Below are 24,529 nucleotides of genomic sequence, written 5' to 3'. Positions count from 1 at the left end.
GCTGCGAGTATCTCCGCAAGTCCAGATGTGCCCGCGCGCAGCCGCTTGCTAATATGCCGCGGCCTTGATTCCTCGAAGGAGCGAGCATGCCCGTGATCCTGATCGCCAACCCCAAGGGTGGCGTTGGCAAGAGCACCATCGCCAGCAATGTGGCTGGCTACCTGGCCCGGCAGGGCCATGCGGTGATGCTCGGAGATGTGGACCGCCAGCAGAGCAGCCGCCGCTGGCTCGCGCTGCGCCCCGCCCAATTGCCGCCCATCCAGGGCTGGGGCATGGTGGATGAGCACCTGGCCAAGCCGCCCAAGGGCGTCAGCCATGTGGTGCTCGACACGCCCGCCGGTCTGCATGGCAAGCCGCTGGAGGACCTGGTCCGAATCGCCGACAAGCTCCTGATACCGCTGCAGCCCAGCCTCTTTGACATCCAGGCGACATACGACTTCGTCGCCGAGCTGCATGATCTGCGCAGGCGGCGACACGGCGCGGGCCCCAAGCTTGCCGTTGTCGGCATGCGGGCCAAGGAGGGCACGCTGTCGGTGGAGCAGTTGCAGCAGTTCTTGCAGACCCAGGAAGTCCCGGTGCTGGGCTACCTGCGTGACACGCAGAACTATGTGCAGCTGGCCGCCCGCGGCGCCAGCCTCTGGGACGTGGCGCCTAGCCGGGTCGAGCGCGACCTGGCGCAGTGGCAGCCGCTGTGTGCCTGGCTGGACTCCTGATGATGTGATGCAACGTTTCGAGACGCTGGCCGAGCTGGCCGGCCATGTGGGCCAGGAGATCGGCCTGAGCCCTTGGGTGGAGATTGACCAGGCGCGCATCCAGCGCTTTGCCGACGCGACCGATGACCAGCAGTGGATACACACCGACCCGGCCCGAGCCTCTGAAGGGCCGTTCGGTACCACCATCGCCCATGGCTTCCTGACGCTGTCGATGCTTTCGTACTTCTTCGACCAGGGCTTCGAGATCGGTGATGGCCGCATGGGCCTGAACTACGGTCTCAACAAGGTGCGCTTTCCGGCGCCGGTGCCGGTGGGCAGCCGGCTGCGCGCGCGTTTCAAGCTGCTGAGCTATGAACCGCTGGCCGGTGGTGCGCAACTGGCCGTGGAAGTGACGGTGGAACGCGAGGGCGGTGACAAACCCGTTTGTGTCGCGGAGTCGCTGACGAGGCGTTACACCTGAGTATGATCCCGGCTTCTGGCAAAAGAACATAGAAGCAAGGGAACCCAGGCATGCGCGTGCTGCTGATCGATGACCATCCGCTGATACTTTCAGCGCTGCAGCTCGTGATCGAAGGCCTGAGCGACAACGTCAGCGTCGTGGGCCTGGACAGTGCCGGCGCCGCCCGCGAGGCTCTGCGCGCTGACGACAACTTCGACCTGGTGATGCTGGACCTGCAGCTGGCGGATGCCGACGGCTTCGAAGTGCTCGAGGAGTTCCGCGCCGGTTACCCGGCCTTGCCCGTGGTCGTGATCTCGGCCTCCGACCGCGCCAGCGACGTGATCCGCGCCATCGACCTGGGTGCGATGGGCTTTGTGCCCAAGCGCATCAGCACCGACATGCTCTCGAGCGCCTTGAAGCTGGTGATGTCGGGCGGCATCTATGTGCCGCCGATGGCCATGAGCGGCAGCGAAAGCCTGCCAGCCAAGGCCGAGCAGGTGCCGGCTCGCCAGGAGCCGATGGCCACCTTCCAGACGCCCGCCAGCCTCGATGGCCTGGGCCTCACCCCGCGCCAGACCGATGTGCTGGCCCTGCTCCTGCAAGGCCTGCCGAACAAGCTGATCGCCCGCGAGCTGGGCGTCTCGGTCGACACGGTCAAGGACCATGTCGCTGCGGTGCTGAAGGCCCTGGGCGTCAACTCGCGCACCCAGGCCGTGCTGGCGGTCAGCCAGATGGCCCAGCGCCAGCCCTCCAGCAGCTTCTCGGCCTGGCGTCACAGCGAGGCCTGAGCGGCCGCACCTGCTTCAGTTCGGCGTGTAGGCCAGGCGCACGTAGATCGGCGCAAAGGCCTCGGCCTGCGTCACTTCGAGCAGGCGCTCGCGCGACAGTTCCAGCATCGCGATGAAGGTGACGACCAGCACCTGCGAGCCGCGGCTCGCGTCGAACAGGGCTTCGAACTCGACGAAACGTTCGCCCTGCAGGCGGCGCAGCAGCATGCTCATGTGCTCTCGTACCGAGAGCTGCTCGCGGCTGATCTTGTGATGCTGGTTCAGCTTGGCGCGCTTGAGCAGCTCGGCCCAGGCCTGGCGCAGGTCGTCGACATCCACGTCCGGAAAACGCGGCTGCAGCGATTGCTCGATATGCACCTGCGCCCGCAGAAAGTCGCGGCCCAGCACCGGCAATGCATCGAGCCGCGCGGCGGCCAGCTTGATGCGCTCGTACTCCAGCAGGCGGCGCACCAGCTCGGCGCGCGGGTCCTCGGGCTCGGCACCGTCGTCGGTCTTGCGCGGCGGCAGCAGCATGCGCGACTTGATCTCGATCAGCATCGCCGCCATCAGGAGGTATTCGCTCGCGAGCTCGAGATTGGTCTTGCGCAGCTGGTCGACATAGCTCAGGTACTGGCGCGTGACGTCGGCCAGTGGAATGTCGAGGATGTTGAAGTTCTGCTTGCGAATGAGGTAGAGCAGCAGGTCCAGCGGGCCTTCGAAGGCCTCGAGGAACACCTCCAGTGCATCCGGCGGGATGTAGAGGTCCTGCGGCATGGCGAACAGCGGTTCGCCATAAAGCCGCGCCACGGCAATGTTGTCGACCGGCAGCGCATCGACCGTGGCTTCAGGCGCCGCGGCCAGGGCCGTGGCGATGTCGGGCGCCTCGCTGCTCACGGCAGTGTTCAGTGCTCTTTGGTCTGGTAGACGTAGGCCTGCTGCGCCACCTTGGCCGCACGGAAGTCGGCCTGCTCGTTGCGGTCAATGGCCTTGTCCCAAAGCAGGGCGCGGCCCGCGCGTTGCTCGGCTTCCAGCGTGGGCTTCTTGGCCTTCAGTTCGTCAATGAACTGCGTGACTTCGGACTTGTAGGGCTTCCAGAACAGCGGCATGGTGGCTTGTCGGTGAACGATGCGGGAAAGTGCGGATTTTAGCTGCCCCTCGCGGCCCGCCAGTCATCCAGCGTGGTGAATAGTCCCGCTGGGCCCAGTGCCTCGGCCAGGCCGCCTCGCCGCACCAGGCTGGCAGGCTGCTCCAGCAGGCCGCAGATGACCAGGCTGCGCCCCTGGCGGGTCAGCTCCCGGCGCAATTGCTCCAGTGCGTCGAGGCCGGAGGTGTCCAGGGCAAACAGGTGCCGGGCATCAAGCACCAGTTCGCGGCAGTCGGGCGGGAGGCCCTCCGCCAGGCGTTCGAGCTTGCCCACGGCGCCAAAGAACAGGGCACCGCGCAGCGTCAGGACCCTGCTGCCAAGTGTCGCCTCGGCCTGCGGCTCGGCGCGGAAAAGGCTGCTCATCCGGTAGATGAAGAACACGCAGGCCAGTACCAGACCGACCTCGACCGCCACGGTCAGGTCAAAGACCACGGTCAACACAAAGGTTCCCAGCAGGATGGTGCGGTATTGCGGGCTGAAGCGTCGCAGCCGGGCGAACTCATGCCAGTCGCCCATGTTCCACGCGACGACGAGCAGGATGCCCGCCAGTGCGGCCAGCGGGATGTGAGTCGCCAGCGGCGCGGCCACCAGCACGATCAGGGCCAAGGTGCCGGCATGCACCATGCCGGCGACCGGGCTTGTGCCACCGGCCCGGATGTTGGTGACGGTGCGGGCGATGGTGCCGGTGGCTGGAATGCCGCCGAACAGCGGTGTAACCAGGTTGGCGATGCCTTGGGCCATCAGTTCCTGGTTGGGGTCGTGGCGGGGCTGGTCGCTCATGCCGTCGGCCACGCGCGCGCAGAGCAGCGACTCGATGGCGCCGAGCAGGGCAATGGTCAGCGTGGGCAGCACCAGGCCGCGCGCCCCGGCCCAGCTCAGCTCGGGCCAGGCCAGCGGCGGCAGGCTGCGGGGAATCTCGCCAAACCGGCTGCCGATGGTCTCGACTGGCAGTGCCAGCGCGTAGGCCGCGATGCTGGCCAGCAGCAACGCGACCAGGGTGCCGGGCAGGTGAGCGAGCAGGCGCCGGCTCCTGTCGCGCCAGCCCTGGGGGCCGACGGGCATGCTGTAGCTCTTGGGCCAGAGCGCCACCAGTGCCGCTGAGCCCAGGCCTAGCGTCAGGGCCGCGCCGTTGAATGCGCCCGCGTGGCTGGCAAGGGCCTGCAATTGCCCCGTGAAATCGGCCGGCAGATCCGGAATCCGCAGGCCCAGAATGTCCTTCAGCTGAGCAAAGCCGATCAGTACCGCAATACCGTTGGTAAAGCCGATGACGATGCTCACCGGGATGTAGCGCACCAGCGCGCCCAGCCTGAGCGCACCCAGGGCAATCAGGAGCACGCCGGCCAGCATGGTGGCGACGAGAAGATTGGCCAGCCCGTAGCGCTGCAGGATGCCGTAGACGATGACGATGAAGGCGCCGGCCGGCCCGCCGATCTGCACGCTGGAGCCGCCCAGCAGCGAGACCAGGAAACCGGCGACGATGGCCGTCACCAGGCCTTGTTCGGGTTTGACGCCAGAGCCGATGGCAAAGGCCAGGGCCAAGGGCAGGGCGACGATACCCACCGTCAGGCCGGCGCCGATATCCTTGACGAAGCGCTCGCGCGAGTAGTCGCGCAGCAGATCCAGCGAGCGCGGTCTGAAGCGGTGCAGGGTGGGCATCAGCGGTTGATTGTGGGGAGTGATCCCGGCAACAGCTTGATGCCGATCAACTTAGCGGATGCGCATGCCCGGCTGGGCGCCCGGGAAGGGCTCGAGCACGAAGATGCCTGGGTTGGCCTTCTCGTCTGCGTGGCTGGCGGCCAGCACCATGCCTTCGCTGATGCCAAACTTCATCTTGCGCGGCGCCAGGTTGGCCACCAGCACGGTCAGCTTGCCTTCCAGGTCTTCGGGCTTGTAGGCACTCTTGATGCCGGAGAAAACATTGCGCATGCGGCCTTCACCGGCATCGAGTGTCAGGCGCAGCAGCTTGTCCGAACCTTCGACATGCTCGGCCTTGACGATCCTGGCCACGCGCAGGTCGACCTTGGTGAAGTCGTCGATCTTGATCTCGGGTGCGAGGTCTTCGCCACCTGGAATGACCTTGGGTGCCGGCGGCGGCTCGAACAGCGCTTCCACGACCTTGGGGTCGACGCGCTGCATCAGGTGCTCGTACGCGCCGATCTGGTGGGCGCCCAGCGAGCGTTGCGCATCCGCAAACTGCATGGCCTCGACCCTCAGGAAGGCCTCGACCCTGGCGGCCAGCGCCGGCAGCACCGGCTTCAGGTAGATGGTGAGCAGGCGGAAGGCCTCGATGCAGACGCTGCAGACGTCGTGCAGCACCGCGTCCTTGCCTTCGAGCTTGGCCAGCTCCCAGGGCTTGTTCTGGTCCACGTATTCGTTCACGCGGTCGGCCAGCAGCATGGTTTCGCGCAACGCCTTGCCGAACTCGCGCTCCTCATACAGCTCGGCAATCACCGGCGCGTGGGCGCGCAGGCCGTCCAGCAGCGCGCGGCCTTCAACGCCCAGGTCGCCGCTCAGGTGGCCGCCGAAGCGCTTGGTCAGGAAGCCCGCGGCGCGCGAGGCGATGTTGATGTACTTGCCGACCAGGTCGGAGTTGACGCGGGCGACGAAGTCCTCCGGGTTGAAGTCGAGGTCTTCGACCCGCGCATTCAGCTTGGCAGCGATGTAGTAGCGCAGTGCTTCGGCATTCAGGCCGAGCTTGAGGTACTTGAGCGGGTCGAGGCCGGTGCCGCGGCTCTTGCTCATCTTCTCGCCGCCGTTGACGGTCATGAAGCCGTGCACGAACACGTGGTTCGGGGTCTTGCGGCCGCTGAAATGCAGCATGGCCGGCCAGAACAGCGTGTGGAAGTAGGTGATGTCCTTGCCGATGAAATGGATCTGCTCCACCGTCGGGTCGGCCATGAAGGCATCGAAGTCCGCACCGACTTTGCCGAAGTAGTTCTTCAGCGAGGCCAGGTAGCCGATGGGCGCGTCCAGCCAGACGTAGAAGTACTTGCCCGGCGCGTCCGGGATCTCGATGCCGAAGTAGGGTGCGTCGCGGCTGATGTCCCAGTCGCCCAGGCCGCCATTTCCCTCGGCGTCCTTGGTGAACCATTCCTTGATCTTGTTGAGCACTTCGCTCTGCAGGCGGTTCGGCGTCTGCGTCCATTCCTCGAGGAAGGCCACGCAGCGCGGGTCGGAGAGCTTGAAGAAGTAGTGCTCCGAGCTCTTCATGACCGGCGTCGCGCCGGTCAGCACCGAGAACGGGTGCTTCAGCTCGGTGGGTGTGTAGACCGCGCCGCAGACCTCGCAGGAATCGCCGTACTGGTCTTTCGCGCCGCACTTGGGGCACTCGCCCTTGATGAAGCGGTCGGGCAGGAACATCTGCTTTTGCGGGTCGAAGAACTGCTCGATGGTCTTCACCTCGATCAGCTCGTTCTTGCGCAGCGAGCGGTAGACCTCCTGCGACAGCTCGTGGTTCTCCGGGCCGTCGGTCGAATGCCAGTTGTCGAAGCTGATGTGAAAGCCGTCGAGATAGGCCTTGCGGCCGGCAGCGATATTGGCCACGAAGGCTTGCGGCGTGATGCCGGCCTTCTCGGCCGCGATCATGATCGGCGCGCCATGGGCATCGTCAGCACAAACGAAGTGCACCTGCTGCCCCTGCATGCGCTGGAAGCGCACCCAGATGTCGGCCTGGGTGTACTCCATGATGTGGCCAATGTGGAAATTGGCGTTCGCGTAGGGCAGGGCGGTCGTGACGAAGAGCTTGCGGGTCATGGCTGGGGAAATGCGTGCAGTGCATGGCGGAGCGCCATGGGGAGCGAGATTTTAGGCGAGCGCGACACTCGGCACGCCCTGCACGCCGCAGCGCTGCGGCAAGCGTCTCGAGGCGTTCAGCCTTGGGGCGGCTCGGCGGGGGCGCCGGCTGCGGTACCGGCCTCCTCGGCCTGGCCGGCGTCGTCGCCCGATCCGTCTTCCGGACCATCGGGCTTGCCGCTCAGCTTGCGCATGCGCTTTTCTTCGGCCTTGCGCTTCTTGGCCAACTCACGCTGGCGTTTTTCATAGGAATAGTTCGGTGTTGCCAAGCCTTGCTCCTCGCTGCGGCTGACGGAATGCCAACGCAATGCAGGCAATATAGCCTGCGCCGCGCCTCGCGCGCGTAGCGCGGGCGTGAACCAGCCGGGTGTCACAGAAACAAAACAATTGGGGATAAATCAAACATGCCGGCCCAATTTTTTTGTCTTTGGCCAATTCGAATCTGAATCACGCGAAGCCCTGCGTCGAATGGCAATCAGTTAGCGGCGAATGCTGTGCGCCAGACTCAGCTTCAAGCGCTAAGTCAATGATTCGTATGGCGCTACCCAGCTATCCACTTTTCGTGTGGATAACTTTGTGGAGAACTTGCCCCCGCCCTCGCTAAACCCTTGTGGCTGCGCGGCAGGGCTTTCACTGCCTCATTTCTGAGCACTTGCAAGCTCATCATATGAATCAACGACTTAGCTGAGCTTGCACAGCGCCTGGCCAGGATTTCGGGAAAACGAGCAGTTGCAACGCAGCATGTTCGCGTACACGCCTCGGTGGCCCTCGAATGGGGATAAGTCAAGCCCCCCGGACATTCTTTTTAGGGACTTCTGCAGGTCTCGGAGGCCTGCCGCCAGCGCGCGGCGGCGGCCCTGGGGCCAACGCCTAGAAGTGCGTCTCGGGGCGGCCTCTAAAATGCCCAGCTTTGCACACACAAGCGTTTCATGGCCGAACAGATGGCAGGTAAGGTGAGGGGCCGGTCTTCCGGTGCGGTGACGGGCTCCCAGGCTGCGGGCGGCGGCCGAGCCGCCGATTTGTTCGAGCTCAAGAGCGCCTCGGTGAGCCTGTTGGCCCTGGTGCTGCGCAGTGCCGACCTGGACGCGCTGGCGGCAGAAATGCAGCAGCGCCTGGGTGAGCAGCAGTTCGAGGACGAGGGCGTGCTGGTCGACCTGTCGCAGCTGCCCACCGACCCCTTGCAAGCGCAATCCGGCCAGCTGAGCCTGACGGAAGGTACCCAGCGCCTGGACATGGCGGGCCTGCTGGCGCTTCTGCGTCGCTACGGGATGCGGCCGGTGGCTGTGGCGGGTGCCAACGATGTTCAGCGCGAGCAGGCGCTGGCCTTGGGCCTGGTCGAGGCGCCGCTGGGTGCTACCCGCGCTGAACCGCGAGCCGCCGAGCCGCGGGTGCAGACCGTGATCAAGGAAGTGGTGAAGGAAGTGGTTCGCGAGGTCGAGGTGGTGCGTGAAGTGCCCGCCGAGACGAGCGGCCGCACCGTCATCGTCGACAAGCCCCTGCGCTCCGGCCAGCAGGTCTATGCCAAGGGCGCCGACCTCGTTGTGCTGGCCCTGGTGAACCACGGTGCCGAAGTGATTGCCGACGGCAGCATCCACGTCTACGCACCGCTGCGCGGCAAGGCGATTGCAGGTGCACGTGGCAATACCGAGGCGCGCATCTTTGCGGCCAGCCTGGAAGCCGAATTGATCGCCATCGCCGGCATCTATCGCACCACCGAGAACCCGCTGCCGCCCGAGGTGCTGGCCAAGCCGGCACAGGTGCGGCTGGAGGGCGAGAAGCTGGTGATGGAAGCATTGAAGCTCTGAGCGCCGTGTTGTTGATTCAACAGGGCGCGTTGTTTTTGTTTTTGAAGAAGGACCTGATTCGATGACCAAGATCGTCGTGGTGACCTCGGGCAAGGGCGGGGTCGGCAAGACCACCACCAGCGCCAGCTTTGCGACCGGCCTTGCACTGCGCGGCTACAAGACCGCAGTGATCGACTTCGACGTCGGCCTGCGCAACCTCGACCTGATCATGGGCGTGGAGCGCCGCGTGGTCTATGACCTGATCAACGTCATCAACGACGAGATCAAGCTGAGCCAGGCGCTGATCAAGGACAAGCAGCTCGAGAAGCTCTACATCCTCGCTGCCTCGCAAACGCGCGACAAGGACGCGCTGAAGCAGGAAGGCGTCGAGCGCGTGCTCAACGAGCTCAAGGAGATGGAGTTCGACTTCATCGTCTGCGACTCGCCGGCCGGTATCGAGACCGGCGCGCTGATGGCCATGCACTTTGCTGACGAAGCGCTGGTGGTGACCAATCCCGAGGTCTCCTCGGTGCGCGACTCCGACCGCATCCTGGGCATGCTCAATAGCAAGACCAAGCGCGCGATCGACGGCAAGGAGCCGATCAAGGAACACCTCCTGATCACGCGCTACAACCCGAACCGCGTCGAAGGTGGCCAGATGCTGTCGCTGGAGGACATCCACGAGATCCTGCGTTGCCCGCTGATCGGCGTGATCCCGGAGAGCGAGATCGTGCTGCAGGCGTCCAATCAGGGCACGCCGGCGATCCACATGAAGGGCAGCGAAGTGGCCGAGGCCTATGCCGACGTCGTCTCGCGCTTCCTGGGCGAGGAAAAGCCGATGCGCTTCATCGAAGCCGACAAGCCCGGCTTCTTCAAGCGCCTGTTCGGCCGCTGATCGGGAGTCGCGACATGGGATTCCTGACCTTTTTCCTCGGCGAGAAAAAGAACACCGCCAGCGTGGCCAAGGAGCGGCTGCAGCTGATCCTCGCGCATGAGCGCAACGGCCGCAGCGCGAGCCCCGACTATCTGCCGCAACTTCAGCGCGAGCTGGTGGCGGTGATCTCCAAGTACGTGTCGATCAATCCGTCCGACATCAAGGTGCACATGGAGCGCCAGGATGACCTCGATGTGCTCGAGGTCAAGATCGAGCTGCCTGAAGCTGCCAGATAAGGCGGCTCGCCAAGCCTCAGGCAATCGTCAAGGCGAGGAGCGGGGCGCGTTGCGTGCCCGCTCCCTCAGCATGAAGAGATAGAGGCTTTCCACCTTGGCGCGCGCCCACGGCGTCTTGCGCAGGAACTTGAGGCTCGAGGCCACGCTCGGGTCGCTCTGGAAGCAGCGGATCGCGATTCTCTGCCCGAGCTCCTCCCAACCGAAGTGCTCGACCAGCTCGGTCACGATGGCCTCCAGCGTGAGGCCGTGCAGCGGGTCTTTGTTGGGCTTGGGGTTCATTGCGGGCGATTATCGGCTGCCCCGAACCAGGCTCACCGGCGCTGCTTCATTCTGTGGCAGAGCAAGAAACTCCCCGGCGCATCAAGCACTTGGCGCCGCCGCCCGCAGGCTGTGCACGGACTTGTCCACAGATGCTGTGGAGCATCTGTAGCTCATGCCGCGTTTCGTGCAGCCTGTCGCTCGCCGGCTTGTCCTGATTGGGCAGCGCTGCGATGCTTCGCGGCTTCACATCATGGAGTACCGCATGCGCAATCCGACGCTACCTGCCGCCCTGCTGCTGGGCCTCATGCTGGGCGCCGCCCAGGCCGGCACGCCCGCCACGCCCGCTGCGATGGTGGCCTATGCCGAGAAGCTGCTGAACGAGCAGAAGCTCGGCGACGGTCCCGGCCTGACGGTGCTGGTGGCCCGCGGTGAGCAGTTGCTCTACCAAGGCGCCCGTGGCATGGCCAGCATCGAGCTGGGCGTGCCGATGAAGCCGGAGTACCTGCTGCGCATCGGCTCGGTGACCAAGCAGTTCGCTGCTGCCACGCTCTTGAAGCTGATCGACGAAGGCAAGGTCAAGCTCGACGACCCGCTGTCCAAGTTCCTGCCCGACTATCCCAATGGCGCGCAGATCACGGTGCTGCAACTGCTCAATCACACCTCTGGCGTGAAGAGCTACACCGGCATCCCCGGCTACATGAACGGGCCGATCCGGCGCGACCTGGATACCACCGCGCTGATCAAGGAATTCAAGGACCTGCCGGTCGACTTCGCACCGGGCCAGGCATGGGCCTACAACAACTCCGGCTATGTGCTGGTCGGCGCCGTGATCGAGGCTGTCTCGGGCAAGACCTGGCACCAGCAGCTGAACGACTCGCTGCTGGCGCCCAACAAGCTGGGCATGGTGCGCTACCAGGCGCCCGACCAGCTCTTCAAGGGCATGGTCGAGGGCTACACCACGAATGCACGCGGTGATGTCACGCCGGCGGGCCTGATCAGCATGACCCAGCCGCATGCGGCGGGCGCGCTGATTGCCAACGTCGAATCGCTGTGGCGCTGGAACCAGGCGCTGCATGGCGGCAAGCTGATTTCCTCTGCCAGCTATCAAAGGATGATCACCCCCGAGGGCGCAGCCAAGCCGCGCAACTACGGCTTTGGCATCACGACTGCCAAGCTGCGTGGCCAGCCGGTGCTGATGCATGGCGGCGGCATCCACGGCTTTGTTTCCACCTTGAACTATCTGCCGCAAAGCCAGGTGACCATCGCCATGGTGCGCAACACCAATGGCGCAGGCCCGAACCTCGACCTCCTGTGGCGCAAGTTGGCTGCCTTTGCCATTGGCGAGCCGTTTGCTGAACGCAAGGCCGTGGCTGTAGCCACTGAACAGCTGCAGGCCGCCGAAGGGCTCTATGCCCTGGACGACAAGCAGACCCGTACTTTGCGAGTCAAGGACGGCGTGCTGCAGAGCCAGCGCAGCGGCAGTGGCGTCGTGGTCATGGTGCCGATGGGTGAGGACCGTTTCGGCTTTCCCGATTCGGTCAGTGACATGAAGCTGGAACGTGACGCATCGGGCAAGGTCGTCGCGATGCGGGTGTTCAACGACGGCGAAGGCGAGGGCGACCGCTGGGTCCGTCGCGGCGACCTGCCTGCCGATCGTGCTGCCATCGCCTTGAGTCCGGCGCAGGTCCAGGCGCTGGTGGGTGACTACAGCTCACCGCAGTTCTCGATGAGGATCTATGTCGACGATAAGGGCGTGCTGTGGACGCAGGCTCAGAGCCAGGCACCGGCCCAACTGAAGGCTGCCTCGCCGCGACTGTTGTACCTGACCGTGGTCGATGCAACGCTGGAGTTCAGTGCGGAAGAGGGCGCGGCCCAATCGGTGACGCTGAACCAGGGCGCGACCAAGCTGGTGATGAAGCGCAAGTAAGCCCTCAGAGCGGCCGGGCCGCTGGCGCCTCGATCACCACATCGCTGCGCGGGCAGGCCACGCAGGGCAGGATCTGCCCTGCGGCCTTCTCCTCGGCCGAGAGGCCCGGCCATTCGATCCGGTACTCGATCTGCCCTTCGAGCAACTGCGCCATGCAGGCCCGGCAGGTGCCGTTGCGGCAGGAGTGCGGCAGCCGCCAGCCTGCGGCCAGGGCGCTCAAGAGCAGGGTTTGATCAGCTGCGCAGCGCCATTGCTGCTGCTGCGGGACAATCCGTACCTCGTAGTCCTTTGGCTTTGTCTCTATCGGCATGCCGCCATCATGCCCGCTCCTCGACCCATGTCTCCCGCTCTCCCCAGCAGCCCTGCGCTGAAATACCTGGCCGGCTATCCGCCCGCGCTGATCCAGCAGGTGCAAGGCCTGATCGCTGAAGGCCGCCTGGCCGAGTCTCTGGCAAGGCGCCACGGTGAGCCGCATGAAGTGCGCAGCGACAAGGCCTTGTTCGACTATTGCCAGTCGCTCAAGGAGCGGCATCTGCGCAATGCGCCGCCGCTGGACAAGGTGCATTACGACGCCAAGTTGCGCGTGCTCCAGCATGCGTTGGGCACGCATACCCGCGCGCCCAAGGTGCAGGGAAGCAAGCTCAAGATGCGCCGCGAGATCCGCATTGCCAGCCTGTTCCGCGAGGCGCCGGCCAACTTCCTCAAGATGATCGTCGTGCATGAGCTGGCGCATCTGCGCGAGCTGGAGCACAGCAGGGCCTTCTACCAGCTGTGCCAGCACATGGAGCCGGACTACGCGCAGCTGGAATTTGACCTGCGCCTTTACCTGATCACGCTGGAGCTTGCGAAGACATGATCTTGCTGGCGCCCATGGAAGGCTTGCTGGACCACACCTTGCGAGACACCTTGACGCGCGTTGGCGGCATCGACCGCTGCGTGTCGGAGTTCATCCGCATCACCGACATGCTGATGCCCAAGAAGGTCTTCACCCGCATCGTGCCCGAGCTGCTGAATGGCGGCCTCACGCCGGCTGGTGTGCCGGTGCGAGCGCAACTGCTGGGTTCCGACCCGGTCTGCATGGCGGAAAACGCTGCGCGCCTGGCCGAGCTCAAGCCCGCCGGCATCGACCTCAATTTCGGCTGCCCGGCCAAGTGCGTGAACCGTCATCGCGGCGGCGCGGTGCTGCTGGACGAGCCCGAGCTGATCTTCGAGATCGTCAGTGCCGTGCGCCGTGCGATGCCTGAGGCCATGCCGCTGTCTGTGAAGATGCGCCTGGGCTATATGGACCAGTCGCGCACGCTCGATTGCGCGCAGGCCATGGTCGAAGCGGGCGCCGAAGAGCTGGTCGTCCACGGCCGTACCAAGGCCGATGGCTACAAGCCGCCAGCCTATTGGGACCGCATCGCCGCCGTTCGCGAGGCCGTGCCCGTGAATGTGGTCGCCAACGGCGAAATCTGGAATGTCGAAGATGCGCTGAGATGCCAGGCCGAGTCGGGCTGTGCCGACCTGATGCTGGGCAGAGGCATCGTGGCTGACCCCGGCTTGGCGCTGGCCATCATGAACCCAGGGCACGCTCCGCTCAGCTGGGCGCAGCTCATGCCCCTGATCGAACAGTTCTGGGGCCTGGTGCGCCAGCATGTGGGCCACAAACACCAAGGTGGCCGGCTCAAGCAGTGGCTGCACTATCTGCGACGCCGCTATCCGGAAGCGCAGGAGGCCTACCTGCGCCTGCGGACCATCAACGACCCCGAGGTCTTGCAGGCACAGTTCTTCCGTGCAACAGCCGGCCGGGCGGTCGGGTGATGCCTCAGAGCGGCAGGTCCTCGAACAACGACAGTGATTCGGCTTCCGGCGTTTCGCTGGCCGCAGCCGGCTTGGCCTTGCGGGCAGGCCTGCCCCGCAGCGCATCTCCGGGGTGAGAGAGATTGCCGGCGCGCACGCCCAGCAGGCGCAGCCGCTTGCTGAGATCCACGCGCTTCAGGCACAGGCCGGCAGCGTGGCGAATCGCGGCGGCATCGGCAATCGGCAGATCCAGTGTCAGGTCGCGTGTCACGGTGACAAAGCCTTCGAAGCGCAGCTTGATGCCGATGGTGCGGCTCAAATAGCCCTTGCGAGACAGGTCGCCTGCCAGTTGCTCGCACAGCTGCGTGAAGATGCGGCCGAGCAGCGCGCGATCCTGCTTGGCATGCAGGTCGCGCTCGAAGGTGGTTTCGCGGCTGATCGATACGGGCTCGCTGTACGTGACGACCGGCCGCCGGTCTCGCCCATGCGAGGCTTCATGCAGCCAGGCGCCATAGCTCTTGCCGAAGTTCTCCACCAGCCAGGGCAGCGTCTTGCCCGCAATGTCTCCCACCGTCTCCACGCCCAAAGCCGCCAGCTTGGCTGCAGCCTTCGGGCCGATGCCGTTGACCTTGCGAACCGCGAGCGGCCAGATGCGCGTCTCCAGATCTTCCATGGTCAGCACGGTGACGCCGTCCGGCTTTTCGAGCTCGGAGGCGATCTTGGAGAGCAGCTTGTTGGGCGTGATGCCGATGGAGCAGGTCAGCCCCGTGGCCTTGAGGACCGAATTCTTGATCTCGCGTGCCACCGCCTTGGCGCCGCCCAGCGGGTCGTGGCCCACGGGCTCGCGGATGCCGGGCACGTCCGTGAGGTCGATATAGATTTCATCGATGCCGCGGTCCTCGATCACTGGCGCGATCTCGGCCACGGCGGCCTTGAACAGGCGCGAATAGTGCCGGTAGGAATCGAAATCGGTGGGCAGGAGGATGGCGTCCGGCGCGCGCAAGGCTGCCTTCATCAGGCCCATGGCCGAAAACACGCCGAGGTCGCGCGCTGCGTAGGTCGATGTCGTCACCACGCCGCGGCCGGTGTAGTCGCGCAGCAGGGAATATTCGCGAGTACCGTCAGCAAGCGTCCTGGGCGCATGCTCGCGCCGCCCGCCAATCACCACCGCCCGGCCCTTCAGCTCGGGGTAGCGCAAGAGCTCCACCGAGGCATAGAAGGCGTCCATGTCCAAGTGCGCAATCAGGCGCTCGGGCAGGGAAGGTGCAGCTTGCATGGCGGCATTGTGGCGCCGCTCTGCTGACGAGGTTTGTCAGCAGTTGCGGTCGCGGATCAGGCGATGCTCAGGCGATGGTCAGGCGATATTCAGGCGCAAGTGCCACCACTGCACGCGTGGCTGGCTTCGGCCTGCGGCACAGCGAGTTTGCCCGTCGTCGGGTCAAAGCCGACCTGGCTCATGTGGAAGACCAGGGCCGCGTCCATCATCTCGGCGTGGGCGGGCAGCCACTGCGCCAGTTCGCCGCCGATGATCTTCATCGGCTCCAGGTCGTTCAGCTCCAGCGCATAGCGGCGCACCTCGTGCAAGACGTTCAAGACCATCTTGTGCTGGCTGCTGTGGCAGTTCTCGGGCTCGAAGCCGGTGGCGGCCATCCAGCCTTCCTCGAGCGCGAAATGCGCCTCGGTGTGCTCGAGCAGGGCCAGGAAGGCCGGCATAGGATCAGCGCCCGAGGCCAGTGCGGCATCGAGGCCGTTGATCAGGTCGACCATCTCGTGATGGGTCTGATCGAGCTGCGGCTGATTGAGGACGAGCGATTCGCTCCAGGTCAGGAGGCTCATGCCGACAGCCTCTCGCGATGGCGTGCCACCTGCGCGCGCACTTGCACCGGCGCCGTGCCCCCAAGGATGTTGCGCGCGTTCAAGGAGCCGCGCAGCGACAGCACCTCGAACACATCGGCCTCGATGCGCGCATCGAACTTCTGCAGCTCGGCCAGCGGCAGCTGTGACAGATCCACACCAGTGCCAATGGCCGTCTTCACCGCGTGCGCCACGATCTCGTGCGCATCGCGGAAGGCCAGGCCCTTCTTGACGAGGTAGTCGGCCAGGTCGGTGGCGGTGGCATAGCCGCGCAGCGCGGCGCGCTCCATCGCTTCCGGCTTGACGGTCAGACCGCCCATCATTTCGGCAAAGATGCGCAGCGTGTCGCGCAGCGTGTCCACCGTGTCGAACAGCGGTTCCTTGTCTTCCTGGTTGTCCTTGTTGTAGGCCAGGGGCTGGCCCTTCATCAAGGTGATCAGGCCCATCAGGTGGCCGACCACCCGGCCGGTCTTGCCGCGCGCCAGTTCGGGCACGTCGGGGTTCTTCTTCTGCGGCATGATCGACGAGCCAGTGCAGAAGCGGTCTGCCAGGTCGATGAAGCCGAAGCTCTGGCTCATCCACAGGATCAGCTCTTCGCTCATGCGCGAGATGTGCACCATCACGAGCGTTGCGGCCGAGGTGAACTCGATCGCGAAGTCGCGGTCGCTCACGGCGTCCAGGCTGTTCTGGCAAACACCTTCCATGCCCAGCGTCCTTGCCACGCGCTCGCGCTCCAGCGGATAGCTGGTGCCAGCCAGCGCGGCGGCGCCCAGGGGCAGGCGGTTCACGCGGCGGCGCAGGTCGGTCATGCGCTCGGCATCGCGGGCGAACATCTCCACATAGGCCAGCAGGTGGTGGCCGAAAGCCACCGGCTGCGCCACCTGCAGATGGGTGAAGCCGGGCAGGATGACCTCGGCATTCTTCTCCGCCACGTCGACCAGGGCGACCTGCAGACCGGTCAGGAGCTTCGTCAACTCGTCGATTTCGCTGCGCAGCCACAGGCGCACATCGGTGGCGACCTGGTCGTTGCGGCTGCGGCCGGTGTGCAGCCGCTTGCCGGCAATGCCCACCAGCTCGGTCAGGCGGGCTTCGATGTTCAGGTGCACGTCTTCCAGGTCCAGCTTCCATTCAAAGGTGCCGGCCTCGATCTCGCTGCGGATCTGCGCCATGCCGCGCTGGATGGCGGCGTGGTCTTCGGCGCTCAGGATGCCTTGGGCAGTGAGCATCTCGGCGTGCGCCAGGCTGCCGGTGATGTCGGCCAGCCAGAGGCGCTTGTCGAAGTCCACGCTGGCGGTGTAGCGCTTGACCAGATCGCTCATCGGCTCGGAGAACAGCGCGGACCAGGCCTGGGACTTGTTGGCGAGTTGGTTGTCGGACGACATCGGAAGGGCGAGCGCGGGCAGGCGCTGATGGAGAATGCAGGAGCTTGCAATTCTATCGACCCCCTCAAGGGACACCACTGGAGCCTCATGCGCCAAGCCCGTGACAGCGAATGGTCAGAAAGCACCGGCCTCAGCAGCCTCCTCGGCTTCGAGCCGACGGCGCCAGAGCCCGAAACCCTGGCACCGCTGTTCGATCCCGAGCGCATGTTCGATGTCTGCCATGTCGGCCTGGTGCTGCGCGCGGTGCTGGGTGTGCAGGTGCTGCTCGGCCTGGGCCTGTCGCTGGCGGCTCGCAACTTTGCCCAGTGGGTTGAGCTGCTGGCCAGCGGAACGGTCGTGAGCCTGACCGCCGTGCTCCTGTGGCTGTTGCTGGTCTGCGCAGCCAAGCGGCCGCTGGCCCGGCTCGCCGAAGGCTGGCAATGGGCCGGCCTCAGTGTTCTTGGTGCCGGCTGCGCGCTCGCCGGCTGGCAGTTCCTCGCCCTGGCCAGCGATGAGCCGGTGTCCGTCTTCCGTCTCGTCAGCCTGGCTTTGATAGGCGCGGCCGGCTCGGTCATGCTGCTGGCCTGGCTCAAGCTGCGCGAGCGCTCGCAGCGACCGGCGGCGGCGCTGGCGCAACTGGTGGAACTGCAGTCGCGCATCCGCCCGCACTTCCTTTTCAACACCTTGAACAGCGCCATTGCGCTGGTGCAGATCGAGCCCAACAAGGCCGAGGCGATGCTGGAAGACCTGAGCGAGCTTTTTCGCGTGGCGCTGGCTGACAGCCAGGCGGCCGTCAACCTGACCGAAGAGATTGAGCTGGCGCGCCGCTACCTCGACATCGAGCAGATGCGCTTTGGCGACAGGCTGCGAGTTCGCTGGGAGCTCGAGCCGGCGGCTGGCCGCGCCAAGCTGCCGCCCTTGCTCTTGCAGCCGCTCGTCGAGAATGCTGTCCGCCATGGCGTGGAACCCAATGACACCGGTGGCGAAGTGCTGATCAGCACCGCGCTGCGCGGTGCCGAGGTCGAGATCAAGGTAGTCAACAGCGTTGGTGCGCCGGCCCGTACAGCCGGTCACGGTCTGGCGCTGCGCAATGTGCGCCAGCGCCTGCGCCTGATGCATGATGTGGCCGCCCGATTCGAGCTGGACACGGCGCCGGGCAGATTCACGGTACGCATCCTCCTGCCTCGATGAATGCACTGACATGAGCGAAGCCCTCAAGGTCCTGATCGTTGACGATGAACCGCTGGCCCGCTTGCGGCTCAGAGGCCTGGTCGAGGCCTGCTCCGAGCCCAGGGCGGAGGTGGTGGCCGAGGCTGGTTCTGCCACGCAGGCCCAGCACTGGCTGCGTGACCATGCCTGCGACCTGGTGCTGCTGGACGTGCAGATGCCTGGGCCCGATGGCCTGCATCTGGCCGACGTCTTGCGGGACCGTGCCTTGCAAGGCGTGCCCATGCCGGCGATCGTGTTCGTGACCGCTCATGGCGAACATGCCTTGCGTGCCTTCGAACTCGACGCGATGGACTACCTCACCAAGCCGGTGCGGCGCGAGCGCCTGCAGGCCGCGCTGTCGCGCGTGGCCCAGCGTCTGAGCGAGCGCGCCGCAGTCCAGGTTCGCCCGGCGCTTGAGGCTGCGGAGGGCGGCGTCATCGTGGTCAACGACCGCGGCCGGATGCTGCGCGTTCCGCTGGGCGAGGTGCTCTACCTGAAGGCCGAACTGAAGTACCTGACGCTGCGCACCGCCACGCAGAGCCTGGTGATGGACGGCAGCCTGTCGGACTATGAACAGCGCCTGGGCGAGCGCTTCCTGCGCGTGCATCGCAATGCGCTGGTGGCCAAGGCCGCGGTGCGCGAGCTGCAGAAGCATGCCATGGCGCCCGGTGAGGAAGAGGGCGGCGAAGCGGCCGAAGGCTGGGCGGTGCGGATCGCCCAGGTTGATGAATGGCTGGCCGTCTCGCGCCGCCAGGTGGCCGCGGTGCGCGAGGCGCTGGCGGCCAGCGGGTCTTGAGCTTGCGGCGTTTGGGGAGACGGGCTTGGGCCTGGCTGGCCGTGCTTGCGCTGCCCTGTGTGGTGCTGTCGCTGCTGCTTGGTCGCGGCGAATCGACCGTCAGCGTTCCCTCTGACGCTGTAGCGGGGCAGGGGCCCACCCTAGCGCATACACCTGAGCTGCCCGACTCTGTGCTGCAGACTGGGCAATCGACCCTGCGACCCAATATGGCCAGCGCGGGCAGCCCTCTCGACGACCGGACGGACTTGTGCGGCCAGCCGAGCTTGCAACTGCCGAGCTCCGTCGGCGAACTCAAGGCGCTCATCCAGCGCCTCAGCCAGAGCGAGGAAGCCGCTCTGGCGCAAGCGCAGCAGATGCAGCAGCGGGTGGCCGCGCGTCTGCGCGCCCGTCCCACGGCGCTGGAACAACTGGCCGGCCAGGTGCTTGCCAGCGATCCGGTGCCGCCATCCGAGGCGCTGCTGCGCAGTGATCCGCGAGCCTATGCCCTGCGCTATCTGCATTGCCAGGACGAAAGCTCGCGGCTTGCAAATTTCAAGCGGGCGGCTGATCCGGCTCATTGCTCGCCCTACACGGCTCAGGGCTGGGCGGCGCTGGAGCCTGACAACGGCCGCGCGTGGCTGGCGGTCTGGCGCGCGGCTCGGGAGCGGCAAGACGACGCTGCGGCGACGGCGGCCTGGAGTCGGCTGACACTGGCTTCTCGCTTCGAGATGCACACCGGGCTCATGGGCTTGCAGGTGCAGCAGATGGCCGGTGACCTGAACGAATTCGAGCGCTTCGGCCTCGCCGTGCAAGTCGATGCCTTGCCTTCCGGTTCTGCGATGGAGCAAATGCTGGGTGACAAGGCCTTGCGGGATGCCTGCTCGGGCAAGGCCCTGGAGGATGGTCAACGCCGCGAGGAGTGTCGACGCCTGGCTCGGAATCTGTCGCGAGGCGGTGCCAATCTGTCGGACAAACACATGGCCCTCAAGCTGGCCGCGTCGACGGGCCTTGCGGCGGAGGACTTGGCTGTCACCGATGTCGACTTGAAGGCCGCTCAAAGGTGGCGCGACGGCCATTTGCCCCTGTTGGGCAAGGACATCATGCAATCCTTCAGTTGCAACTCGCTGAGGCAAGACCTGACCCGCATGGCCGAGCGCGCCGAGCAAGGCGAATGGGCCGCGATACGCAATGCGATGCGGCGCTGACCCTAAGATGACAAGCCACAAGAAGGAGGGCGCTGCGATGTCGATTCGACGCCGCTGGTGGCTCGGCGCCGCAGCATTGCTGCTGACGACTGGGCTGCTGGCACTGCTGGTCTTTGATCGCCCATCCGGCGGTCTGTGGCCCGGCGTCAGCAGTGTGTCTTCAGGCTCGTCGGCGGTATCTTCAGCGAACGAGGCCGCGAGCAGCGCAATCAATCCCTGGGGCCTGGCCGCGCAAGTGGGTGCAGAGGCAGACCAGGCCGCAGCCAGCGCCGCGGCCGAGAAGGCCTGGCTGCTCGATCCGAAGCACGATGCCGCCTGGTGCGAGCAGGGCCCGCCACGTGTTGCCGAGGCTCTGCGCACGCATGGCGAAGGGGGGCGGCAAGGAAGCCCTCGCGGGCCCGCCACGGAAGCGCTGGCTCAATCGGCTGAGGAGCTGCTGCAGAGCTGGGCGGCGCAGTTGTCCGCCCGTGGCGACGCGGCTTCGCTCGCGACGCGAGATTTCCTTTTGGCCAACCTGGATACCGCGAACCTCTTGCAGGGTGGGCCGGTCGCGAGTTCGGAGCAGCGCCTGGCCAGCGCGAAGCGCTTGTTGCAATCCGGGCTCGCTGCCAGCGAAGGCTATGGGTCGCGCCTGGCGACGCAGCAAGCCTGTCGCAAGTCGGAAAGCTCGCTGTGCGTAAAGATTCTGCAGCGCTGGCTGCAGCTCGAGCCCTGGAACCTGGACGCGCAACTGTGGAGCCTGTCCCTGTTGCCGGAGTCGGCGCCCGAGGGGCAGTGGCTGCCGCTCTTGAACCAGGCGCTGGCATCGAATCAGGAGGAGCCGCATCGGCAACGCTATTACCAGACCTTGCTTCAGCTGATGTCCGAGGACGCTCCTGCGGGGCTCAGGTCCGCGGCTGCCTTGCAACTCGCGACGGCAGCCATCTACACGCTGGACGAGACCCGCTATTTCGTGCTGGTGGAGCGCTGCCGGGAAGCGAGCTCCACCGCTGCCAAGGCTGCCTGCACCGGGGTCGCCGAGCGCCTCTATTCGCAGTCTTTTGGCCCCGTGCTCGCCCGGATGGTGGCGGTGTCGATTGCGCGCAATCAGGAAACTGCGGCGGGCCTCTGGCAGGAGCGGCATGAAGAAGTGCAGGCCTTGCAGTACTGGTCGCGCGAGCACCGGGACCTGAACGACGAACAGGTCGAGAGCCTGAACCTGGGTTCCTGCGCCTTGCAGCCGGCGCTGCGTCAACGGCTGCGCAGCGTCGCGCAGCTGGATGACCTGGCAGCCATGCGCGAGAGTCTGGCTGCGCAGGGCCTGAACCCGAAGATCTACTTGGGCACGGTGCGCAGCGGGAAGTAGAGGCGTATCGGATGCGTCCTCGTCAATGGCCCGCCCTCAGCCGGTATTCCGCAGCCCCGCCGCAATCCCGTTGATCGAGAGATGGATGCCGCGCTGCACGCGCTCCATCGTCGGGTCCTCGGCACGCTTCTCCGGTGCTACCGCACGGTAGCGGCGCATCAGCTCGACCTGCAGGTGATTCAGTGGGTCGATGTAGGGGAAGCGGTGCTCGATCGAGCGGGCCAGGGCGGGGTTGGCGGCCAGGCGCTTGTTTTCGCCGGTGATCAGGGCGAGTGCCGCTTGCGTGCGTTCGAACTCGCGCTGCACGGCAGCGAAGATCTTCTTGCCCAGGCGCTTGTCTTCCACCAGCTCCACATAGCGCTGCGCGATGCCGATGTCGGTCTTGGCCAGCACCATGTCAAGGTTGGACAGCAAGGTGCTGAAGAAGGGCCATTGCTTGTGCATGCGCTTGAGCAAGGCCAGGTTTTGCGCCCGCTCCTTGGGCTCGCTGCCCAGGAAGGCCTCGACGCCGGAACCGAAGCCGCACCAGCCGGGCAGGGCGATGCGCGACTGGCCCCAGCTGAAGCCCCAGGGAATGGCGCGCAGGTCTTCGATGGCGCGCGTGGCCTTGCGTGAGGCCGGGCGCGAGCCGATGTTCAGTTCGGCGATTTCGCGAATCGGCGTGGCGGCGAAGAAGTAGTCGGCGAAGCCCGGCGTGTCGTAGACCAGGCCGCGGTAGGCCTTGAAGCTGGTGTCGCTCAGGGCTTGGGCGGCTTCGAGGAAGCTCTTCGGCGCGCTCTTGGTCGGATGCAGCAGCGTCGCTTCCAGCGTGGCAGCCACCAGCGTTTCGAGATTGCGGCGGCCGATCTCGGGGTTGGCGTACTTGGAGGCGATCACCTCGCCCTGTTCGGTCAGGCGGATCTGGCCGTTCACGGTGCCGGGAGGCTGGGCCAGGATGGCCTGGTAGCTCGGGCCGCCGCCACGGCCCACCGTGCCGCCACGACCGTGGAACAGTCGCAGGGTGATCGGCTGGGTCTTCTTCAGCTCCTCGAACAACGACACCAGCGCGATCTCGGCGCGGTACAGCTCCCAGGAGCTGGTGAACATGCCGCCGTCCTTGTTGGAGTCGGAGTAGCCGAGCATGATGTCCTGCTCGGCGCCGCTGCGCTTGATCAGCTCGGCAATGCCCGGCAGCGCATAGAACTCGCGCATGATCACCGGCGCCTCGCGCAGGTCGCCGATGGTCTCGAACAAGGGCGAGACGATCAGGTCGTTCACGGCGCCACTGTCCAGGGTGCCGCGCAGGAGTCCTGCTTCCTTCAGCAGCAGCATCACTTCGAGCAGGTCGGAGACCGACTCGGTGTGCGAAATGATGTAGTGCCGGATCGACTCGCGGCCAAAGCGCTGGCGCGCTTCGCGGGCCGCTTCGAAGATGGCCAGTTCACCGAGCGACTTCTCGCTGTACTCGCCACCGATCACCCGCAGCGGGCGCGCATCCTGCAGCAATTGAATCAGCAGCGCGCGGCGGCCGGCTTCGTCCAGCGCGCTGTAGTTGGGGCAGACCTTGGCCGTGGCCAGCAACTCGACAATGACAGCCTCGTGCTGGTCAGAGCTTTGTCGCAGGTCCAGAGTGGCGAGGTGGAAGCCGAACACCTGCACGGCGCGCATCAGGGGCTGCAGGCGCGGTGCAATCAGGGCCTCGGCGTGATGGCTTCTCAGCGAAGCCTCGATCACACGCAGGTCGGCCAGCAGCTCGTCGGGCGAAAGATAGGCGTCTTGCGGGGCCACGGCGTGGCGCAATGCCTCGGTGCCGGTCAGGTCATGCAAGGTAGCGGCCAGGCGGGCATACATGCCGGTCAGCGCACGGCGATAGGGCTCGTCCATGCGGTGCTCGTTGCGGTCCGGGCTGCGCTCGGCGAGCAGCTGCATCTGCGGCGTGACATGGGCCAGGCGAGCCGAGATCGACAACTCGGCGCCGAGTTCATGCAGCTCGGTCAGGTAGTGGCGCAACGCCACTTCGCTCTGGCGCTTCAAGGCGTGGCGCAGTGTGGTGGCCGTGACGTTCGGGTTGCCGTCGCGGTCGCCGCCGATCCAGTGGCCCATGCGCAGGAAGCTGTTCAGCTCGTGGCCCGGCAGCGCTTCTTCCAGCTCGGCGTAGAGCTTGGGAATCTGGCGCAGGAAGGTGGCCTGGTAGTAGGAGAGGGCGTTTTCGATTTCATCCGCCACCGTCAGCTTGGAGTAGCGCAGCATGCGCGTCTGCCAGAGCTGGGTGATGCGGGCGCGGATCAAGTTCTCGTTGTCGCGCTTCTCGCGTTCGGTGTGCAGGCCGTCGCGCTGACCCACCAGTTCGGCGATGGCGCGCTCGGCGTCCAGGATGCTCTTGCGCTGGACTTCGGTCGGGTGGGCGGTCAGCACCGGCGATATGAAGCCGTGCTGGAGCGTCTTGGCCACTTCGGAGGGGCGCACGCCAGCGTCGTGCAGGCGCTCCAGGCAGTAAGCCAGTGAACCGGCCTGCGTGCTGCCGGCACGCTCGTGGATTTCGCGGCGGCGCACATGGTGGCGGTCTTCCGCGATGTTCGCGAGATGCGAGAAATAGCTGAAAGCGCGGATCACGCTGACGGTCTGCTCGCCCGACAGGCCCTTGAGCAGCTTGTCGAAGATCTTGCCGGCCTGCGCGTCGCGCTTCAGGCGGAAAGCCACGGCCAGCTTGCGCACCCGCTCGACCAGCTCGTAGGCCTCGCGGCCTTCCTGTTCACGAATCACTTCGCCAAGAATGCGACCGAGGAGCCGGATGTCATCCATCAAGGGTTGGTTCTTGGCGTGGACAGCGGACGACTTCTTGGCCGGGGCGGCCGAAGACTTGGAAGCGGGCTTGGCGGGCATGGTGTTCGACGGCTGAGGTGAAGCGGAGTGAGGCAACCGGGTCTGTAACCAAGTTACCTGATTCTGACTGTAGCAGTTTCTTCCATGCTTTCGTGCGCTGCAGCATTGCGTTTCAGCGAAGCGCGCCTGTCCTGGCGTC

At 65.7% G+C, this 24,529-nt stretch carries 24 protein-coding genes; 13 read left to right on the top strand and 11 right to left on the bottom strand.

Annotated elements, in window-relative coordinates; all coding sequences use genetic code 11:
- Nucleotides 1-86 precede the first annotated feature (86 nt).
- Genes V3596_RS08830 through V3596_RS08820 form a run of 3 tightly spaced genes read left to right on the top strand, consistent with a single transcriptional unit; the run spans nt 87 to nt 1,940 of the window.
- The gene (locus V3596_RS08830; protein WP_334277309.1) at nt 87-713 is read left to right on the top strand and encodes a ParA family protein; all 627 of its coding nucleotides are present in this window, start codon (nt 87-89) and stop codon (nt 711-713) included.
- A 7-nt stretch (nt 714-720) separates the two neighbouring features.
- Nucleotides 721-1,173, top strand: a complete 453-nt coding sequence (locus V3596_RS08825) for a MaoC family dehydratase (protein ID WP_334277308.1) — start codon at nt 721-723, stop codon at nt 1,171-1,173.
- 50 nt (nt 1,174-1,223) lie between these two features.
- On the top strand, nt 1,224-1,940 hold the full coding sequence (locus V3596_RS08820; RefSeq protein WP_334277307.1) for a response regulator transcription factor: 717 nt from the start codon (nt 1,224-1,226) through the stop codon (nt 1,938-1,940).
- 15 nt (nt 1,941-1,955) lie between these two features.
- On the opposite strand, the gene V3596_RS08815 is transcribed toward V3596_RS08820, so the two are convergent.
- The 5 genes from V3596_RS08815 to V3596_RS08795 form a co-directional block, all read right to left on the bottom strand.
- Nucleotides 1,956-2,792 (bottom strand): segregation and condensation protein A, encoded by an 837-nt coding sequence (locus tag V3596_RS08815; protein ID WP_334277376.1) that lies wholly within the window; start codon nt 2,790-2,792, stop codon nt 1,956-1,958.
- Nucleotides 2,793-2,821: 29 nt separating this feature from the next.
- A complete protein-coding gene (locus V3596_RS08810; RefSeq protein ID WP_334277306.1) occupies nt 2,822-3,025 on the bottom strand; it encodes a DUF3460 family protein in 204 nt (67 codons plus the stop codon).
- 38 nt (nt 3,026-3,063) lie between these two features.
- Complete coding sequence (locus V3596_RS08805; RefSeq protein ID WP_334277305.1) at nt 3,064-4,719, bottom strand: SulP family inorganic anion transporter; 1,656 nt, start codon at nt 4,717-4,719, stop codon at nt 3,064-3,066.
- Nucleotides 4,720-4,770: 51 nt separating this feature from the next.
- Entirely contained in the window at nt 4,771-6,816 is a 2,046-nt protein-coding gene (gene metG, locus V3596_RS08800) for a methionine--tRNA ligase (protein WP_334277304.1), read from the bottom strand.
- Nucleotides 6,817-6,932: 116 nt separating this feature from the next.
- Nucleotides 6,933-7,124 (bottom strand): hypothetical protein, encoded by a 192-nt coding sequence (locus V3596_RS08795; protein WP_334277303.1) that lies wholly within the window; start codon nt 7,122-7,124, stop codon nt 6,933-6,935.
- Nucleotides 7,125-7,784: 660 nt separating this feature from the next.
- On the opposite strand from V3596_RS08795, the gene minC reads away from it, so the two are divergent.
- The 3 genes from minC to minE all read left to right on the top strand — a co-directional run bounded on the left by minC (nt 7,785) and on the right by minE (nt 9,809).
- Nucleotides 7,785-8,660 (top strand): septum site-determining protein MinC, encoded by an 876-nt coding sequence (gene minC / locus V3596_RS08790; protein ID WP_334277302.1) that lies wholly within the window; start codon nt 7,785-7,787, stop codon nt 8,658-8,660.
- Between the two features lie 61 nt (nt 8,661-8,721).
- Entirely contained in the window at nt 8,722-9,534 is an 813-nt protein-coding gene (gene minD / locus V3596_RS08785; protein WP_334277301.1) for a septum site-determining protein MinD, read from the top strand.
- A gap of 14 nt (nt 9,535-9,548) precedes the next feature.
- On the top strand, nt 9,549-9,809 hold the full coding sequence (minE, locus tag V3596_RS08780; RefSeq protein WP_334277300.1) for a cell division topological specificity factor MinE: 261 nt from the start codon (nt 9,549-9,551) through the stop codon (nt 9,807-9,809).
- 27 nt (nt 9,810-9,836) lie between these two features.
- Here the strand turns inward: minE and V3596_RS08775 are convergent, their stop codons facing one another.
- Nucleotides 9,837-10,088, bottom strand: coding sequence for a VF530 family protein (locus V3596_RS08775; protein ID WP_334277299.1), 252 nt, complete (start codon nt 10,086-10,088; stop codon nt 9,837-9,839).
- A 244-nt stretch (nt 10,089-10,332) separates the two neighbouring features.
- Between V3596_RS08775 and V3596_RS08770 the strand changes: the two genes are divergently transcribed.
- Nucleotides 10,333-11,997: a serine hydrolase domain-containing protein gene (locus tag V3596_RS08770; RefSeq protein WP_334277298.1), complete on the top strand. Its 1,665-nt coding sequence runs from the start codon at nt 10,333-10,335 to the stop codon at nt 11,995-11,997.
- A gap of 4 nt (nt 11,998-12,001) precedes the next feature.
- Here the strand turns inward: V3596_RS08770 and V3596_RS08765 are convergent, their stop codons facing one another.
- Nucleotides 12,002-12,307 carry a 2Fe-2S iron-sulfur cluster-binding protein gene (locus tag V3596_RS08765; RefSeq protein ID WP_334277297.1) on the bottom strand — a complete coding sequence of 102 codons (306 nt, stop codon included), beginning with the start codon at nt 12,305-12,307 and terminating at the stop codon, nt 12,002-12,004.
- A gap of 27 nt (nt 12,308-12,334) precedes the next feature.
- Between V3596_RS08765 and V3596_RS08760 the strand changes: the two genes are divergently transcribed.
- Both V3596_RS08760 and V3596_RS08755 read left to right on the top strand, forming a co-directional pair.
- Nucleotides 12,335-12,853, top strand: coding sequence for a YgjP-like metallopeptidase domain-containing protein (locus V3596_RS08760; RefSeq protein WP_334277296.1), 519 nt, complete (start codon nt 12,335-12,337; stop codon nt 12,851-12,853).
- A complete protein-coding gene (locus V3596_RS08755) occupies nt 12,850-13,800 on the top strand; it encodes a tRNA dihydrouridine synthase (protein WP_334277295.1) in 951 nt (316 codons plus the stop codon). The genes V3596_RS08760 and V3596_RS08755 overlap by 4 nt, the downstream gene beginning before the upstream one ends.
- Nucleotides 13,801-13,804: 4 nt before the next feature.
- Here V3596_RS08755 and V3596_RS08750 read toward each other — a convergent pair whose 3' ends face one another.
- From V3596_RS08750 to argH, 3 genes are all read right to left on the bottom strand, one after another.
- Nucleotides 13,805-15,055 (bottom strand): DNA polymerase Y family protein, encoded by a 1,251-nt coding sequence (locus V3596_RS08750; RefSeq protein ID WP_334277294.1) that lies wholly within the window; start codon nt 15,053-15,055, stop codon nt 13,805-13,807.
- A gap of 89 nt (nt 15,056-15,144) precedes the next feature.
- A complete protein-coding gene (locus V3596_RS08745; protein ID WP_334277293.1) occupies nt 15,145-15,615 on the bottom strand; it encodes a hemerythrin domain-containing protein in 471 nt (156 codons plus the stop codon).
- Nucleotides 15,612-17,015: an argininosuccinate lyase gene (gene argH, locus V3596_RS08740; RefSeq protein WP_334277292.1), complete on the bottom strand. Its 1,404-nt coding sequence runs from the start codon at nt 17,013-17,015 to the stop codon at nt 15,612-15,614. Before argH ends, V3596_RS08745 begins: the two co-directional genes overlap by 4 nt.
- Nucleotides 17,016-17,102: 87 nt before the next feature.
- Here argH and V3596_RS08735 point away from each other — a divergent pair, with 87 nt between their 5' ends.
- The 4 genes from V3596_RS08735 (at nt 17,103) to V3596_RS08720 (ending at nt 21,528) form a co-directional block, all read left to right on the top strand.
- Nucleotides 17,103-18,185: a sensor histidine kinase gene (locus V3596_RS08735; RefSeq protein ID WP_334277291.1), complete on the top strand. Its 1,083-nt coding sequence runs from the start codon at nt 17,103-17,105 to the stop codon at nt 18,183-18,185.
- Nucleotides 18,186-18,195: 10 nt separating this feature from the next.
- Nucleotides 18,196-18,999 carry a LytR/AlgR family response regulator transcription factor gene (locus V3596_RS08730; RefSeq protein ID WP_334277290.1) on the top strand — a complete coding sequence of 268 codons (804 nt, stop codon included), beginning with the start codon at nt 18,196-18,198 and terminating at the stop codon, nt 18,997-18,999.
- Between the two features lie 263 nt (nt 19,000-19,262).
- Entirely contained in the window at nt 19,263-20,183 is a 921-nt protein-coding gene (locus tag V3596_RS08725; RefSeq protein ID WP_334277289.1) for a hypothetical protein, read from the top strand.
- A 37-nt stretch (nt 20,184-20,220) separates the two neighbouring features.
- Nucleotides 20,221-21,528, top strand: coding sequence for a hypothetical protein (locus tag V3596_RS08720; RefSeq protein ID WP_334277288.1), 1,308 nt, complete (start codon nt 20,221-20,223; stop codon nt 21,526-21,528).
- A 36-nt stretch (nt 21,529-21,564) separates the two neighbouring features.
- Here V3596_RS08720 and ppc read toward each other — a convergent pair whose 3' ends face one another.
- Nucleotides 21,565-24,390: a phosphoenolpyruvate carboxylase gene (gene ppc / locus V3596_RS08715; RefSeq protein ID WP_395386423.1), complete on the bottom strand. Its 2,826-nt coding sequence runs from the start codon at nt 24,388-24,390 to the stop codon at nt 21,565-21,567.
- Nucleotides 24,391-24,529: the final 139 nt, after the last annotated feature.

This window comes from Roseateles microcysteis (genome assembly GCF_036880965.1).
Taxonomy (GTDB): domain Bacteria; phylum Pseudomonadota; class Gammaproteobacteria; order Burkholderiales; family Burkholderiaceae_C; genus JAUASW01.
Note: the sequence above shows the minus strand (reverse complement) of the source record. Positions and strands in the feature narration are given on the sequence as shown.

Coding starts and splice junctions, on each gene's coding strand:
- V3596_RS08760 (WP_334277296.1), top strand. CDS start 12,335: ATGTCTCCCGCTCTCCCCAGCAGCCCTGCGCTGAAATACCTGGCCGGC.
- V3596_RS08765 (WP_334277297.1), bottom strand. CDS start 12,307: ATGCCGATAGAGACAAAGCCAAAGGACTACGAGGTACGGATTGTCCCG.
- V3596_RS08730 (WP_334277290.1), top strand. CDS start 18,196: ATGAGCGAAGCCCTCAAGGTCCTGATCGTTGACGATGAACCGCTGGCC.
- minD (WP_334277301.1), top strand. CDS start 8,722: ATGACCAAGATCGTCGTGGTGACCTCGGGCAAGGGCGGGGTCGGCAAG.
- minE (WP_334277300.1), top strand. CDS start 9,549: ATGGGATTCCTGACCTTTTTCCTCGGCGAGAAAAAGAACACCGCCAGC.
- V3596_RS08820 (WP_334277307.1), top strand. CDS start 1,224: ATGCGCGTGCTGCTGATCGATGACCATCCGCTGATACTTTCAGCGCTG.
- V3596_RS08810 (WP_334277306.1), bottom strand. CDS start 3,025: ATGCCGCTGTTCTGGAAGCCCTACAAGTCCGAAGTCACGCAGTTCATT.
- minC (WP_334277302.1), top strand. CDS start 7,785: ATGGCCGAACAGATGGCAGGTAAGGTGAGGGGCCGGTCTTCCGGTGCG.
- metG (WP_334277304.1), bottom strand. CDS start 6,816: ATGACCCGCAAGCTCTTCGTCACGACCGCCCTGCCCTACGCGAACGCC.
- V3596_RS08830 (WP_334277309.1), top strand. CDS start 87: ATGCCCGTGATCCTGATCGCCAACCCCAAGGGTGGCGTTGGCAAGAGC.
- argH (WP_334277292.1), bottom strand. CDS start 17,015: ATGTCGTCCGACAACCAACTCGCCAACAAGTCCCAGGCCTGGTCCGCG.
- V3596_RS08750 (WP_334277294.1), bottom strand. CDS start 15,055: ATGCAAGCTGCACCTTCCCTGCCCGAGCGCCTGATTGCGCACTTGGAC.
- V3596_RS08770 (WP_334277298.1), top strand. CDS start 10,333: ATGCGCAATCCGACGCTACCTGCCGCCCTGCTGCTGGGCCTCATGCTG.
- ppc (WP_395386423.1), bottom strand. CDS start 24,390: ATGCCCGCCAAGCCCGCTTCCAAGTCTTCGGCCGCCCCGGCCAAGAAG.
- V3596_RS08755 (WP_334277295.1), top strand. CDS start 12,850: ATGATCTTGCTGGCGCCCATGGAAGGCTTGCTGGACCACACCTTGCGA.
- V3596_RS08745 (WP_334277293.1), bottom strand. CDS start 15,615: ATGAGCCTCCTGACCTGGAGCGAATCGCTCGTCCTCAATCAGCCGCAG.
- V3596_RS08735 (WP_334277291.1), top strand. CDS start 17,103: ATGCGCCAAGCCCGTGACAGCGAATGGTCAGAAAGCACCGGCCTCAGC.
- V3596_RS08825 (WP_334277308.1), top strand. CDS start 721: ATGCAACGTTTCGAGACGCTGGCCGAGCTGGCCGGCCATGTGGGCCAG.
- V3596_RS08720 (WP_334277288.1), top strand. CDS start 20,221: ATGTCGATTCGACGCCGCTGGTGGCTCGGCGCCGCAGCATTGCTGCTG.
- V3596_RS08775 (WP_334277299.1), bottom strand. CDS start 10,088: ATGAACCCCAAGCCCAACAAAGACCCGCTGCACGGCCTCACGCTGGAG.
- V3596_RS08805 (WP_334277305.1), bottom strand. CDS start 4,719: ATGCCCACCCTGCACCGCTTCAGACCGCGCTCGCTGGATCTGCTGCGC.